Below are 14,615 nucleotides of genomic sequence, written 5' to 3'. Positions count from 1 at the left end.
CGCCTAGTTACCTAAGCTTTTTTATACCAATGATTTACAGAAGCTTGTTTGTCTTTCGGTAAGTCATTGGTATCCAGACGAGGTAAAAGTAGTGAGTGATCATTGGATAATTGAGCAACATTAGTCTCCGTCGTGAATGCAAATCCGCACCCTTGTAGCTCTAGTTCCTTAACCACATCTTCACTGGAAGAACCATATGGATAACATGCTGTCCACTTTTCCATATCGCAACCGATCGAAACTAAAAATTCTTTTGACCGAACAAGCTCTCGTTTCAAAGCTTTAGCTTCCAGTTTATTCCACCAATAATGGTCATATCCGTGACAACCAACATGCATACCATCACGAACTAACTGCTCTAGTTGATACTTATCCATATAAAGTTCACGACAAAAAGCTTCTTCGTTCATACCAACATATTCAGAAAACAGTTTATCAGATATAGTATTTCGTAGTGTCTCTGGTAAGACATGCTGTAGCATTCTTTTTACAAAAATCACCTCTTTACAGTCGAACCGATTCGCAACCGCAAACTCAGAATAATACACTTCAAATGACTTTAAATTATACTCAGCTTGGTAAGAAGCTATTTCCTTACGTAGAGATTCTACCAAGAGCTGTACATCTGGTGCTGAAGCAAGGATAAAATGAATTTTGTTTACGTCTAGTACTTTATGCTCAAGGACTGTTTTTGCAGGAACATAAAAAGAACCTTGTAATCCCATTCTTTTCAAAATCGGGTAAACATAAGTGAAATGTTCCGCATAACCATCGTCAAACGTGAGTAGCAAAGCCTTATCGGGCAGCGGTTGGTTATCATATTTTGCTGCGAAAACTTGCTCCATTGTTACAACATGATAGTGTTTAGCGAAAAACTCTAATTGCTCAATAAAAAGGTCAACTTCTAAACCTTTAATACCTTCATATCTTGAGTGCTCTATGCGACGCACATAGTGATACATAACAACAGTTAATGGTTGAAACATTTATTTTTGAACCTCACATTCTATTTGGGCGGTCTTGATCAGAATCACCCTTAAATAGAACAAAAGACGCTTCTTTCTCTTGACTATATCGAGCGAAGTGCATTGGAATATTTTTCTGAACAAACGGCTGAAAATAATCAGGGATGATCAACTCACCTTCGGGATCTACTAACATAAAACCAGCATCTGTCAGACTATCGACATCCATTCCATGTTGCATGAGATCTAAATACTCATGTCCTTCATTGACAATCAAATCATGAAGTTCCGCCGTAACTTGGCTTATTATTGTGTGCTTTCCTTGGACATCAACTACGCGTAAAACTGTTGATGAATCATGTTCAACTACACGAACAACTAAAAATGCTTCTAGCTTTGTTCCACTATAAACACCAATGAATCGATATCTAAATTTCGGATGTAATAAGAATCGCGCTGCAAAATAATTACCATCTTTCTTTGTTTTATTGTCGTATAGAGAAGGATCAGATAACAATGAACTGATTTGAGATTCATCTATTTCTTCTACACGATAATAACTATTTTTTTTAGTAGGAACTTTAAATGGTAATGTTGGAACCTTTGCAATTTTATACTCAGAGATAGTATTGTTGAGCAATACCATATGATTCATTTTCCCTACAACATACCCAAGCGTCTGATACATTGGATACACTATCGGACTAATACCAATAGAACAAATATTTTTAACAGAGAATTCACGCTTTAAGAAGTTGAGAAGCCCTAAACCCAAGCCGATGTATTTGGGCCCTTCATTGACTTTCCAAATGGCTAACCAAACTTCTTTCTCCGACTCGAGCTCAACCGAAAAGTGAGACGTCGGAATAAAACCGAGCAGACCACATATCTCACCACTTTTGTTATGTCTAGCCATAACAAAATTGTAGTCGCCCGTGTCAACATTTTTATGCTGCCAATCTAACAACTCTCGAGAGGTTACGAGGATGTGATTCTTAGCCCAATGCTCATCAATATACTTAACCAGATCAGTAACCTGGTCTTGCTTACAAACTTCAAATGTAAATCTAGCCATTTCAAACTTCCAAAACAACGAAAGCACTTAAAGTGCTTTCATTTTAATTAAATAGGACCACCAAGTGATACCCAACGAACTAGGCGATCTAACGCAAACAACCCATCCCATGGTGAATCAAAATGCGTCATGTATCCAACATCTGGGCATCTCATCGCACCCTGCATTAAGATCTCATTAGCAAATTGGAGCTTTTTTTCGCCATGCATCGCTAAGCCAATCGTTTGAATATCCTCATGCACGCTACCGATAACGTCAAATACATTATCCACGGCTTTAACGGTAATCACTCGCTGATATGTTGGTTCAACCAAATCAGTGCCTTCGTCAAACAATACAGTCCAACGCAGATGACGATCATTCCAAGATTCACCTATAAAACCGTATTCAGCAATTTTTGAGCGTATCTTATTTGCCTGCCCAATATCTGGTACTTGTGTTGGTAAACGAACAAGAGCCTTGTCCATTGCTGCCGATAACTTTTCTGCAAACTCTTTCGGTGATATCTCACCACCTTTTTCAACAAAAATAGTGTGAGGCGAAGCACATGCAAACTGATCAAACACACTTGAGTCCGTTGCTGATCGTCTTACTAATTTTCGAATGGCTTTTTCTGAGTCTAGAGCTTCATTACCAATCACCATCATCGACAACTTAGGCCCAAAAAGGATATCTTGACTGTTGTATTTTTTCGGTAAAGCACTTACCGCTTCTATTGCTTCTCGACCACCCCAAGCAATACGCACATCAGCATTCGCAGAAAAACATTCTGCTATCTTTGTTTGATGACGGTCAAAGTACACAACAGCCAGTGTTTCTAACAAGTCATCACCATGAATGGTATACCCACCAGGAGTGGTGTAACTAATGCCTTTAAAAGTACTTAGCAACACAGGAAGCGCTTGAGATTCATCTGCCGACACCTTAAGGATATTCGCATTTTTACTCAATATACTCTGAACTAATGCAAACATACCAAGCAGCGGCACATTACCGGATAACCAGTGAGAAACAATGCCCCTTGGCATAGCTTTAAGTGAACTGTGACTAATGTCTTTGCGAGGCATAAAGTTGTCGAGGAAGCCTCGCTGCCCATGCAGCGCTGAATCAAGTAAACTGCGTAGACGATTCGGTTCACACCAATCCGCTAAGAAATTAAGACCAGTATGACGATAAGGGTCTAATCCTGGATTCTCAGCCCAAGTCTGACGCGCGGTATCGAAAAGACCGAGTATGGCTTCTGCGGGCTGTTTCGCTAACCACTTTTGCTTCAACTTAAGGTGTGAAAGAATAGTACTCAACTGCTCAGAAGGTGAATCAGACTCATCCAAATCGACTGGAGAGTGATACACCACCATGTGCTCAGGTTGCTCTAAAGATTGCTTAGACGCTGTCTTTTTAGTGACTTTTTCAGACATCACATCGCCACAACCACGGACTTCTGCTTTTTTAGCTCGACCAATCACCTTAAATCGCTTTCCGACCTGACCACACTTACACACAGAATCTTCGACAACACCAAGATCATCGGTCAAAACAACGTTACCTGGGTAAGAGTGCTGCAGCGGGCTAACAAACTCCAATAAGCCCACCACACCATTTGGACAAGGTGATAGCTCAGCTTCATCTCGAATAATCACGTCAGAGTAAGCATGTACATGCTTCCAGCCCGCTTTGCAGTCTGGGTAATTCAACCCCATTTGCTCTGTAAAACCGTAAATATCAATGACATTATCGGGGGAGATACCCAACACGTGTGCGATGTCTTGGTTGAATGTTTTCTTATCAACCTTCTCAGATTCCAGTTTCTTCCAACCACCAATATGGATGACTTGAGAGCCAGCCGGAAGTTTAAAGGACACCCCTTTCTCTTTCAGGCTCTTGAAAACCGTATGGTACAGAACGAAAGTAAAACCGAAAATGACAAGCGGCTCTTCACTTTCTAACCCATTTAAATGCTCAACAAACTGCTGTTCTAAAAACTCTAAGGGAGCTGAAGGGCTAGAGGCATCAATAAAGTAATGAGAAGATGATGCAAAGTTCAAATAGCCTTTAACGGCTGCAATACGAGCGCCTAAGTTGCTTGCATTTGGGCTCGTTGGATCGATATCCATGATACAAAACGGGCGCCTTTTCGGTCCTAAAACCTCTTGCATCACGCGAGCCATTGCTCTGGTTTGACGGCGAGCCGTAACCTTATCAAGAAGAACGGTACTTGGTACCCCACTTGTCGCCGAAGATTGAAGCTTAGTCTTGATAGCCGTTTCACTAACCGACGCTAATTTATGACCAAGAGCTTTAAAAATATGTACGGGGATCGCTGGTATGTCTTCCAAGCTTCCACTGAACTGCATTGGGTTGAACCCATTTTTCACGCAGAACTTACGGTACATCTCATTACTGTTATAGTGATGTACTAGCTCTTCAAGCAAGTTCTGTTTAAATAGGGGTTGCTTTTGAGCTTCAGATAACTCGAAAGGGCGGGCATCTAATACGCTCGTTAGGCTTTCATTTTTTATAGACATTTCTTTACTATCTCTTTAACGTCATCTTCAGCGAAAGCGACTGGGTTTGTTGCAGCAGCAGGATCCAGTAATGCGTTTTTTGCAATGCTGTCTAGTTGCTCATCCGATAAATTCAAAGAAACGCCTTGCCCCGAGGTTAAACCCTCAAACAGGTCAAGAAGAGCCTGTTTACTCGGTAAACCAGCATTCTTAATTAATTGTTCATATTTCTGCGCAACAGCCTGGTCTTGAGAATTGAACTCAATAATGGCTGGCATCAGTAGCCCATTTGCTAGTCCATGCCCAACATTGAAATGCCCTAACTGGTGGGCGATAGCATGTGAAAGGCCAACAACACAGTGGTTCTGAACCCAACCAGCAAGCATTGCAGCGTGCTGTAATTCTGAGATCATATCGACATGCCACTCATCTTGATCCAGCTGTGACTGATAACGATAAACAATCGATACGGCTTGTTCCGCAAATGTCTCCATTAATGGGTGAGGGATTTTAGACACATAGCCCTCAATCGCATGTGAGAGCGCATCGGCGACAGTGGTTCTTAAAATACTTAATGGAACCTCAGAGACAAGGTCAGGGTCTAGGATCACTAAGTCAGGAAGGAAGTCGTGTGTAACAACTGCTTTTTTACTTTGAGTCGCACTATCTAACATGACAGCTGCCGATGACACTTCGGACCCGGCCCCTACCGTGGTAGGAATCGCTGCAAACTTTGCACGTCCACGCAGTGGCGGTATTGCAAATGGTCGGAATAAGACATCTGGGTCGATCGTTGGGCATTCATAAAGCAGCCACGCTAGCTTAGCACCATCTATTATAGAACCGCCACCAAGTGCGACAATATAATCCGGTTGGAATGACTCAAGCTCACCAACCACACCTGAAAGTTCATCAACCGTCGGTTCACCTTTCCAAGATTTTTCAATCACACGAACACTTGTCGCGTTCACTAAGCGAACAACTTGTTCAAAAAACTTTGACTTACGAAATGAGGGGCTGATTATTAGTGCGACACGATTAGCCACGAGGCCTTTGAGTGCCATTCTTGCATTCTTTCCGTTCGCAATTTCATTAGCATTACGAAATACGGGCAAAGGAAATCGAAGTTTTAACATGAAGTTCTCTTACATTTTAGTCAGGTGTTGACGTTGAATTTTACCTGTGGATGTTTTTGGTAACTCATCAATGACTTGGTACTTTTCAGGGCGCATATGAACAGGAAGTCGCTGTGCAACAATTTCTCTTAGTCGGGATTCTAATGTATGAATGTCATCAATCATGGAAGGCCCAACAACGATGAACGCTTGAACAACTTCTCCCATGCTTACGTCTGCACATGGAACGCAAGCGGACTCTATTACACCATCATCAGAATTCAGCACTTCTTCAATTTGGTAAGGGCTTACCTTCTTGCCGCCTACATTGATGATCTCTTTAAGTCGCCCAGTTAAAAACAAATATTCGCCTTCATATTTACCCAAATCACCCGTTCGGAAGTAGCCGTTCGAAAACGCTGCAGACGTCAAGTCATGATTCTGGTAGTACTCTGTTAGCATCCATGGTGCTTTAAATGCTATTTCACCGATCTCACCTTCTGGTAGATGTTGTCCATCTTCATTAAGAATAGCAAATTCAGCGCCTCGAGAGGCATGGCCTACAGCTTCTAAATTATCAGTATGGAAATGAGTAAATACTGCGCGAGACACTTCCGTCAAACCATAGTGCATAACAATATGAGTTGATGGGAACCATTGCATTAACAGTGCTTTATCCTCAGGAGACAAACGCGCACTTCCAAACTCTATATAGTTTAGTTGAGGAGCATATTTACTGATGCGGTCTTTAGACATTGTTGTAATAAATGCCCAACCGGATGGGACCAGTCCGAGCCCTGTTACCTTATGACTCTCAATTGCCTTAAAAACACTTTTCAAACGCTGCAGCGGATAACCTAATACCAACGTACCACCAACAAAAAGAGTGGTTCGCATGCGCCCCATACCAAAAGAGTGGCTAAGAGGCATTAATAGAAGCTCAACATCTTCTGGTGTGTTGCCTACTTCACCAACAATATGCTGAGTAGCTGTCAACAACTGTTCATGACTCAAAGCGACACCTTTGGGCTCGCCTGTTGTCCCGCTCGTAAACATGAGGTCGGCGATACCATGAGAAATGTTACTGGTAACTTCTTTGCCGGCCTCTAAAGGATGAATATCCGCCATGTAGGTTTGACAGTCTTCAATCGATAGACTCGGATTAACCTTTTTATTGATAAATTGCTTGTAACTTTCGTCTGCATCGGCAGCCAAGTTAACCACTTTTGCACCAATATAATGGATCGCAAAATACACAGCTACAAAAGCGTAGCTGTTAGATGCCGTCACAACTACAGCATCTCCGGGTTCGACTTCCTTCATTAATTTAGAAGCCGTGCACTTGATAGTCTCAGCGAGTTGCATGTAAGTAACAGCCGTGTCTTTCTCATAGAGAGCGACATGCTGAGGACGAGATGCTGCGTGAGCTAGTATTGTTTCGACTACCGACATAAAGCGTTACTCGTTGTTTAAAACAGCGTCGACAATGTCTTCTACATCTTCGATATCTAAAGTCTGCTCGATATCTAACACTACGCCTAGATCTGACTCTAACGCGGCAATGATGCGCATGTGAGCAAGAGAATCCCACTCAGGAATATCGCCAACCGCTAACTCATCATCAACCGCGTTAACTGATACGTTTAGGACTTTAGCAATAAGTTCTTTTACTGACTCTTTAGTATTCATTATAGAAATCTCTATTTGGGATATAGGTGCAATTAAGGCTTAATTTTAACATTAGGTTGAGCTGATAGCGACATGTTACGAAGAGTTACTGACTCATTAGAAACCAGTAAAAAATTGTCATTCGGGCACAATTCTAACTCGATATCAAACTCACTTATTGTTAGCTGAATTGATACTTGTTAAGGAAAAATTCGGCCATATCAAAATCAATCTGATTATCAATATCAATTGAGTGCTCATTCGCCATTACATAGGCAAAAGTATCACTTCTATAAGACATATCTCTTGAAGAGATAAGCTCCTTAGTATCATAGACATAGAGCGCACCATTTAAACGAAACCAACTGTCCAGATCTTGCGACCTGATTCCGTCTTCTGTCCTAATAAAGTTATTCATCGAACCGTCCACTGGCAAAGTATTAGACCATTGTGGAGGGTGTTCACACGGAGTCACTGATACGATTGAAAACGCGTTTTTCTTTTCAAAAAGTTCAAGAGCTTCATCGATATGCTTGTGGTTTCTAAACGGTGATGTAGGTTGAAGTAAGATCACAATCTCACAATCTCCCCCAAACCTGTCTATCGTATAAAACAGTACATCTTGTGTTGTAGCTGTATCTGTAGATAAATTTTTCGGACGAAGCTCAGGTACATCAACACCTAGATGCTTTGCAATATCAGCAATATCCTGGTCATCGGTACTGATAAAGACTTGATCAACATACTTACTTTTAAGACCCGCTTGAATCGACCATCCTATTAAGGGCTTCTCGCCCAATGGAAGCATGTTTTTCCTAGGTAGCCTTTTACTCCCCCCCCTTGCAGGAATAATAGCCATCACTTTTTTACCGTCAATCATTTAATCCAGCCCTAGTGTATGAATATCTGCTTGCGCACGATTAAAGTCATCCATGCGACCAATGTCTAGCCAATATTCATGAATAGGAAACATTAAAATGTTATCCCGCTCATTCATATGCTCTTCAAGCAGCGTCGGCATATCAACTCGATAATTTTCAGGCACCGAAGCAATAACTTCAGGTGACACCACATAAATACCAGCATTCACAAAGAATCGTTGAATTGGCTTTTCATCCATACTGGTGATTTTATTGCCTTTACCATTAATTACCCCATAAGGAATCTGATAATCATACTCACGAACACACATTGTCGCGTCAGCTTGGTTCTCTGTGTGAAATTCTAACAGTCGTTGAAAATCCACTTTCGTCAAGACATCACCATTCATCATAATCAACGGAAGGTCTTTAGGGAGACTATCTGGCAACAAACCAAGTGCACCGCCCGTGCCTAAAGGAGACTCCTCATACACATAAGTAATATTGATCCCTAACTCAGAGCCATCACCAAAATGTTGCTGAATTTGCTCTGGCATGTAGTGAGTCGAAATGTAAAAGTTAACAAAACCTGCTTTAATAAAACTGCGGACAACAGTTTCTAAAATTGGCTTATTCCCAATATGCAGCATGGGTTTTGGACACGTATCGGTAAGCGGTTTAAGACGCGTTCCAAATCCACCAGCCATAATAAACACTGGGTTCTGATATTTAGGCTGATGAAGTGCACCATGCAGAGTCTCTAGCCCGATAACTTTGCCATTTACGTCAAGTAATGGAACCGACAAAATGTCGAGGTTTTCCATCAGTGCAATCAGCTCTTCTCGAGATGTCGTTGCCAGCGCCGTTGTTGGCTGAGTATTCATTACCTCAGATACCGGATCTGTGAGTGGCAAATTATTCAATAAACCTCGTCGAATATCGCCGTCTGTCACCACACCAAGTAACATCTGTTCTTGATCAACAACCAGCACCACTCGCAACGCTTCGTTATTAATGATTTCTAACGCGTCTCGGATTGTGTTGTCTGGTTTAATTAGCACGTTATTCCAACAATGACTCATGGCACACCTAATTTTAATTTCTTGAATGCTTGGTAATTTACAGCAAGCTAATATGGCTTGATTATGCTTCTAAAAGGATAACATATGCTTTGCGATGGTAGGGGTTTCGTTAAAACAGCGCCCGCTCCCACAATTGAGAGCGCACCTAAAGTGATACCCTGTATCACAGTCGCATTCGCTCCTATATAACAACCATGCAGTGTTTCTACTTGGCCACATAAGGTCGCTTTCGGAGCAAGGTGGTTGTATGCGCCAACCTGGCAGTCGTGCTCTACAAGTACACTCGTATTGATAATGCTATGTTGCCCTATGGACGCACCTGTTTGTATAACAGCTCCTTCCATAATTTGAACACCATTTTCTATAGTTGCATATTCAGAGACAAATGCAGTTTCAGCAATGACATTTTCAAATCGATAGCCTAATTCAATGAAATAGCTCGCTATCTTTTCCCGCAAGTTAGATTTAGGCATAGCACCAATACCCAACACTAGTCTAACGTCATTGGGAGAAAACTGTTCTACGTCACTATCTTTGAGAAACTGCTTAATCCCAGAGAAAACTTTTCGTTGTGATATATCATCAGGACAAATCACCGCAACTATCTCACGCCCTTGGCGAAGCAATATGTCTGTAAGCACGCTCGCATGTCCTCCCCCTCCAATGAGCACAATAGGCAACATAGAAGCAGCATTATTCAAAGATCAGATCTCCGGCTTGATAAGCTTTAGAAGAAGAACGTTCAAGCATATCCCAATAGCGATAAGGTGACATGCCATGACCCGGTCTCTTAATGGTGATATTTTCTGACGAAAACTCCTCACCTTCGGTAATATCACACGCAGCGACCAGACTTTTCCTTGCGACCGCTTTATTTTTCACTTCTGATACCGTCGGTGTTTTTACGCTACTTCCTAATGCCAACTCGACCTGTCGAATTGCGCTGACCATGGCCGTTAAGTCTTGAGGTTCAAGAGAAGCTTTGTGATCCGGTCCTTCCATGTTGTTATCTAGCGTAAAGTGCTTTTCAATCAACACCGCACCGCGAGCGACAGCTGCAATAGGAATCGTAATACCTTGACTGTGATCTGAATAACCGGCAGGCAGGTCAAACGCACGACCTAAAGTGTCCATGGCTTTAAGGTTAATCTCTTCCATTGGTGCTGGGTATTCAGTCGTACAGTGCAAGATTGTGACCTTACTCTTAAGCGCTTGTTGACCTTTATCAGAAGCATAAGCTTCCTGGAAGGCCTGCACAGAAGGTATGGCGTTGTCATCAGCAGTGTAACCAAATGCAATCACACCCAGCGCGATTTCGATTTCCGATAGTGTCGCCATACCAGTGGAGACAATCAAATCACACCCAGTTCGAGCATGTTCTAGTACGAGAGGGGCATTAGTAAGTTCACCAGAAGGCAACTTCAAGCGAGTTAACCCTAGATCGTTCACTAAAAAATCTAAGCTTTCTGAATCAAAAGCGGTTGATAAAAACTCAATACCGAGCTGCTCACAATGCTTAACCAATTGATGGTGAGCATCATAAGAGAGCTCTAAGCGACTAAGCATAGCTAATTGCGACTCTTGTTTCTGCGTGTTGGTAACCTGATATTCCGCCTGTTTCGCTTCTTCAGTTACAAGGTTTTTTGCCTTAAACGTCTGAAACTTTACAATATCAGCACCCGCTTGATAGGCTGCATCAACAAGCTCAAATGCCAGTTTTTCATCACCATTATGGTTTACGCCGGCTTCGGCAATAATCAGAGTCATACCGCTCTCTCTTTCGTTATTTGTTACTAAAAGCTAAATGTATAGCTCTCAGTTCGGTAAATCGTAGAAGGTTTTGCATGGATTGAAATCCAGAGTTTTGATCATCTCGATCACTTTTTCACTGGTGCTTCCTTGTCCGTACGGATTCTCTATCTCTTCCGCAGCTTCCTTATACTCACGTTCATTCGCAGATCTGATAGCTCGCTCAATGTCAGCACTGTTCGCCTCACAATGCAGCACGCTTTTTGCTGCCAAGCGACCTTTCTGGCGAGATCCAATATTAACAGTGGGGACATCAAATGCCGGTACTTCAATAATACCGCTAGAAGAGTTGCCAATCACAGCCGCTGCATATTTAACTGCGCTGAGGTAACGCACTTGCCCAAGCGAAGGAATTGCTAATACGCGATCAGGTTGGCTCACGGCGTAAGCTTCCAGCATTGGGATAATGCGGCGACCACCATCATCAGCATTTGGGTAAGTGAGGATAACTTGATGTTCTGGGAAACAGTTTAAAGCATCCAATAAGGCTTGGAATGTCTCTTCAGGTGCTTCATTGCCGAGTGTCACTGGATGATAAGTCACCAAGAAAAACGGTTTAGTCAAAGAAAAGTTGAGAGATTCCCCCAACTCGCCCAATGACATGAAGTCAGCACGTTTAAGGTGGTCAAGGCCTATTGCACCGACATTTTTTACTCGCTCAGGTGCCTCACCCAATTGAATCACGCGCTGACGATATTCGTCTGTCGACGTACCATGCAGGTAGCTCAGTTTGGTAATTGCATGACGAATCGCATCATCGTATGCGCCTTCTGTAATTTCACCACCATGCAAGTGAACAATAGGAATACGCAAAATCATCGCCGTTTGAGCAGCGGCTAATGCCTCAAAGCGATCGCCAAGTATAACCAATACATCAGGCTGTAGACGTGCTAAAGAGTCCGAAAATCCAAGGACACCAAGGCCCATACTTTTAGCTGTACCTACGGCAGAATCAGACGAAAGCAGGATTTCAATTTTTTCATCAATCTTAAATCCATCTTTTTCTATCTGCTGATAGGTCTCCCCAAACTCCGGCGAAAGGTGCATCCCCGAAACGAGAAGCTGCAGTGTTAAATCGGGATCACTTTGAATATCTTTCAAAAGCCAAAAGAGCAGACCATACTCTGCTCTTGTTCCGGTAAAAACCGCTACTTTCTGAATCTTGTTTTCCATTAAGCGCCTTTAGACAGTTGAATGGGTGTGCTCGGAATGTTGATCAAATGCGCTTCAATAAACTCAGACTGCGTCAAGTCACCACGCAATGCGTTCTCGAACATAGGAAGACGATGCATCAACTGCCAAATAGGACGCGTCATGACACCCGCAGAGTTGGTTTCTTCCAAAATTTGTGCTCGTGATGCTGTGTCTGGGCAAATAATCGCATTCAGCCAATAATTCGATGTCGCGTATTCTGGCTCTGTCACGAATGTAAATTCTGAACCGGAGAAAAAATGTTGGTATTGTTCAGCCAATTGGCGCTTCTGAGCTAGGTATGATTCGAGCACTTCCATTTGTGCACAACCCAATGCGGCATTCAAATTTGGCATTCGATAATTGAAGCCAGGCTCATCATGATAAAACTCAAAAGGGTGTGGGACCTTAGCTGTCGTGGTCACGTGCTTAGTACGAGCACCCTGCTCTTGAGTTTTACACAAAACCATACCACCGCCACCGGTTGTAATAACTTTATTGCCATTAAAGCTGATCGCAGCATAATCACCGAATGTACCTGTATGTTGGCCTTTATAGAAAGAGCCCAAACTTTCTGCTGCATCTTCCACTAAGACCAGTTGCCACTTTAAACATACGGCGACTAGCTCATCGAGTTCGACAGGGTGGCCGAAAGTATGCATCGGAACCACAGCGCGAATGCGTTGTCTTGTTTGTCTATGGATACAACCTTTTTCAGTCAACTCAGCGTGTTGTGTTAGATAGTGGTCAACCGCTTTAGGGCACAAGCCTAAGTTTACCGGAGATATATCAACAAAAATTGGCTCTGCACCCATGTGATACAGGGCATTGCAAGTCGCAACGAAGGTCAAAGCTTGTGTAACAACCAAATCACCGCGTTGTACGCCCGCCATATAGAGTGCTGCATGTAGAGCTGCGGTGCCATTGACAGCAGCTACCGCCTTAGCACTTCCGGTGTAAGCTTCAATCTTCGATTCAAATTCATCCACAAATTTACCAACACTTGAGACAAACGTACTCTCAATGGTTTCTGTGACGTAAGCTTTCTCGTTGCCATTGAATGTTGGCGCATGCAAAGGAACAAACTCATTGGTTTGGTAAGTATCACGAACAAATTCAACTAATGATGCAGGTTTCATGCTCTCTCCTACATTTTACTGTCTAGATATTTGCCTGTTTCTTTGTGTCCAAAGTCAGGAATCATAGTAAAGAATAGCTCGACGATTTGTTCTTTACTCCACTCTCGATCTGATTTCATTTGACCAATTGTACTTTCAAATAAATTCAGTAACTCTTGCTGATACAAAGGGTCGTTTTTAATAATGCCTAGGTTTGCAAAACGCTCCATATCGAGTGTTTCTTTATCGGTAAAAAACTCTTCAAAGTCTTTCTCACCAGTAGTGTCACTAGACGTAAACAAACAAGGCCACTTGCCTTGTGATGGAAGTGTTTTCGCCAACTCACGGGCTTCATCTTCGCTTTTACAAAGATGAGGTTCGTAACCGCGTTGCTCAAGGTACTTCACAGCAATATCTGCAAATGAGATTAAGTGAAGCGCTTCACTAAGTTTAGGGAAGAAGATGTCTCTGTTTTCACCAAAAATACACGACATTAAGCATAACTCACCAGACTCTTGAGGCGTGACGAAGTAGCGTTTAATGTCATTTGGCGCCACGATAGGTTGGTTTTTCAATAGGCGTTGGTTAAAGCCGTGTAATAGGGAACCATCAGAGAATGCCACGTTAGCAAAACGTGCTGTCGAGATAGCCATCTCTTCACTTTTACGCATTAGGAACATCTCCATAATACGCTTTGATGCTCCCATCATATTCACTGGATTTGCCGCTTTATCTGTCGATACGCAAAAGTACTTCTTCACACCTGCATCGATAGACTGTTGAATGGTCTTGTCAGTATTAAACACATTCACATCAATCATGCGCATTAGTGTGTATGGATCTTTTTCACTACGTACATGCTTAAGTGCCGATAGGTTCAATACATAGTCATATTGACCGTCTGCTTTGATGAACGCATCGTACTCAATTGAACCAATATCAAGAGCAAAAGTTTGAAAGTCACCATCGATGTAACCAAAAGAGCTACGAATATCTCGAACCACCTCCACCATGTTATTTTCACTGATATCAACAACATGTAATTTATTAGGGTTGCGTTTAAAGATCTCTTTAGTAACCGCTTGGCCAATGGAGCCTGCGCCACCAAGTACAAGGAAACGGGATTCAGAAACAATACGAGATAGCTCAGCTTCATGCTGACCAATGTCCTGAGTAAACAAAGCATCGGTACGACCGATGAGACGTAGAATTGAGTTCATATTATGTG

13 protein-coding genes are annotated in these 14,615 nt (G+C 42.4%); all 13 read right to left on the bottom strand.

The features are described from left to right. Positions 1 to 11: 11 nt before the first annotated feature. Positions 12 to 986, bottom strand: a complete 975-nt coding sequence (locus tag IQQ51_RS26420; protein WP_193842550.1) for a polysaccharide deacetylase family protein — start codon at positions 984 to 986, stop codon at positions 12 to 14. A gap of 13 nt (positions 987 to 999) precedes the next feature. Then, entirely contained in the window at positions 1,000 to 2,040 is a 1,041-nt protein-coding gene (locus IQQ51_RS26415) for a hypothetical protein (protein ID WP_193842549.1), read from the bottom strand. 47 nt (positions 2,041 to 2,087) lie between these two features. After that, positions 2,088 to 4,565 carry an acyl-CoA reductase gene (locus IQQ51_RS26410; protein WP_193842548.1) on the bottom strand — a complete coding sequence of 826 codons (2,478 nt, stop codon included), beginning with the start codon at positions 4,563 to 4,565 and terminating at the stop codon, positions 2,088 to 2,090. Continuing rightward, on the bottom strand, positions 4,556 to 5,680 hold the full coding sequence (locus tag IQQ51_RS26405; protein WP_193842547.1) for an iron-containing alcohol dehydrogenase: 1,125 nt from the start codon (positions 5,678 to 5,680) through the stop codon (positions 4,556 to 4,558). The genes IQQ51_RS26410 and IQQ51_RS26405 overlap by 10 nt, the downstream gene beginning before the upstream one ends. 9 nt (positions 5,681 to 5,689) lie before the next feature. Next, a complete protein-coding gene (locus tag IQQ51_RS26400; protein WP_193842546.1) occupies positions 5,690 to 7,111 on the bottom strand; it encodes an AMP-binding protein in 1,422 nt (473 codons plus the stop codon). Between the two features lie 6 nt (positions 7,112 to 7,117). Then, complete coding sequence (locus tag IQQ51_RS26395; protein WP_228013282.1) at positions 7,118 to 7,348, bottom strand: acyl carrier protein; 231 nt, start codon at positions 7,346 to 7,348, stop codon at positions 7,118 to 7,120. A 160-nt stretch (positions 7,349 to 7,508) separates the two neighbouring features. After that, a complete protein-coding gene (locus IQQ51_RS26390) occupies positions 7,509 to 8,207 on the bottom strand; it encodes a cytidylyltransferase domain-containing protein (protein WP_193842545.1) in 699 nt (232 codons plus the stop codon). Then, positions 8,208 to 9,269, bottom strand: coding sequence for a nucleotidyltransferase family protein (locus tag IQQ51_RS26385; RefSeq protein WP_193842544.1), 1,062 nt, complete (start codon positions 9,267 to 9,269; stop codon positions 8,208 to 8,210). Between the two features lie 47 nt (positions 9,270 to 9,316). Then, the gene (locus IQQ51_RS26380; RefSeq protein WP_193842543.1) at positions 9,317 to 9,970 is read right to left on the bottom strand and encodes an acetyltransferase; all 654 of its coding nucleotides are present in this window, start codon (positions 9,968 to 9,970) and stop codon (positions 9,317 to 9,319) included. Continuing rightward, complete coding sequence (gene neuB, locus IQQ51_RS26375) at positions 9,963 to 11,036, bottom strand: N-acetylneuraminate synthase (RefSeq protein ID WP_193842542.1); 1,074 nt, start codon at positions 11,034 to 11,036, stop codon at positions 9,963 to 9,965. Before neuB ends, IQQ51_RS26380 begins: the two co-directional genes overlap by 8 nt. 48 nt (positions 11,037 to 11,084) lie before the next feature. Beyond that, the gene (gene neuC, locus IQQ51_RS26370) at positions 11,085 to 12,251 is read right to left on the bottom strand and encodes a UDP-N-acetylglucosamine 2-epimerase (RefSeq protein WP_193842541.1); all 1,167 of its coding nucleotides are present in this window, start codon (positions 12,249 to 12,251) and stop codon (positions 11,085 to 11,087) included. Then, positions 12,251 to 13,408 (bottom strand): LegC family aminotransferase, encoded by a 1,158-nt coding sequence (locus tag IQQ51_RS26365; RefSeq protein ID WP_171328780.1) that lies wholly within the window; start codon positions 13,406 to 13,408, stop codon positions 12,251 to 12,253. Before IQQ51_RS26365 ends, neuC begins: the two co-directional genes overlap by 1 nt. 8 nt (positions 13,409 to 13,416) lie before the next feature. Next, positions 13,417 to 14,607, bottom strand: coding sequence for a UDP-N-acetylglucosamine 4,6-dehydratase (locus IQQ51_RS26360; RefSeq protein ID WP_193842540.1), 1,191 nt, complete (start codon positions 14,605 to 14,607; stop codon positions 13,417 to 13,419). Positions 14,608 to 14,615: the final 8 nt, after the last annotated feature.

Source organism: Vibrio sp. OPT18 (assembly GCF_015163615.1).
In the GTDB taxonomy this organism is placed as follows: Bacteria; Pseudomonadota; Gammaproteobacteria; order Enterobacterales; family Vibrionaceae; genus Vibrio; species Vibrio coralliirubri.
Note: the sequence above shows the minus strand (reverse complement) of the source record. Positions and strands in the feature narration are given on the sequence as shown.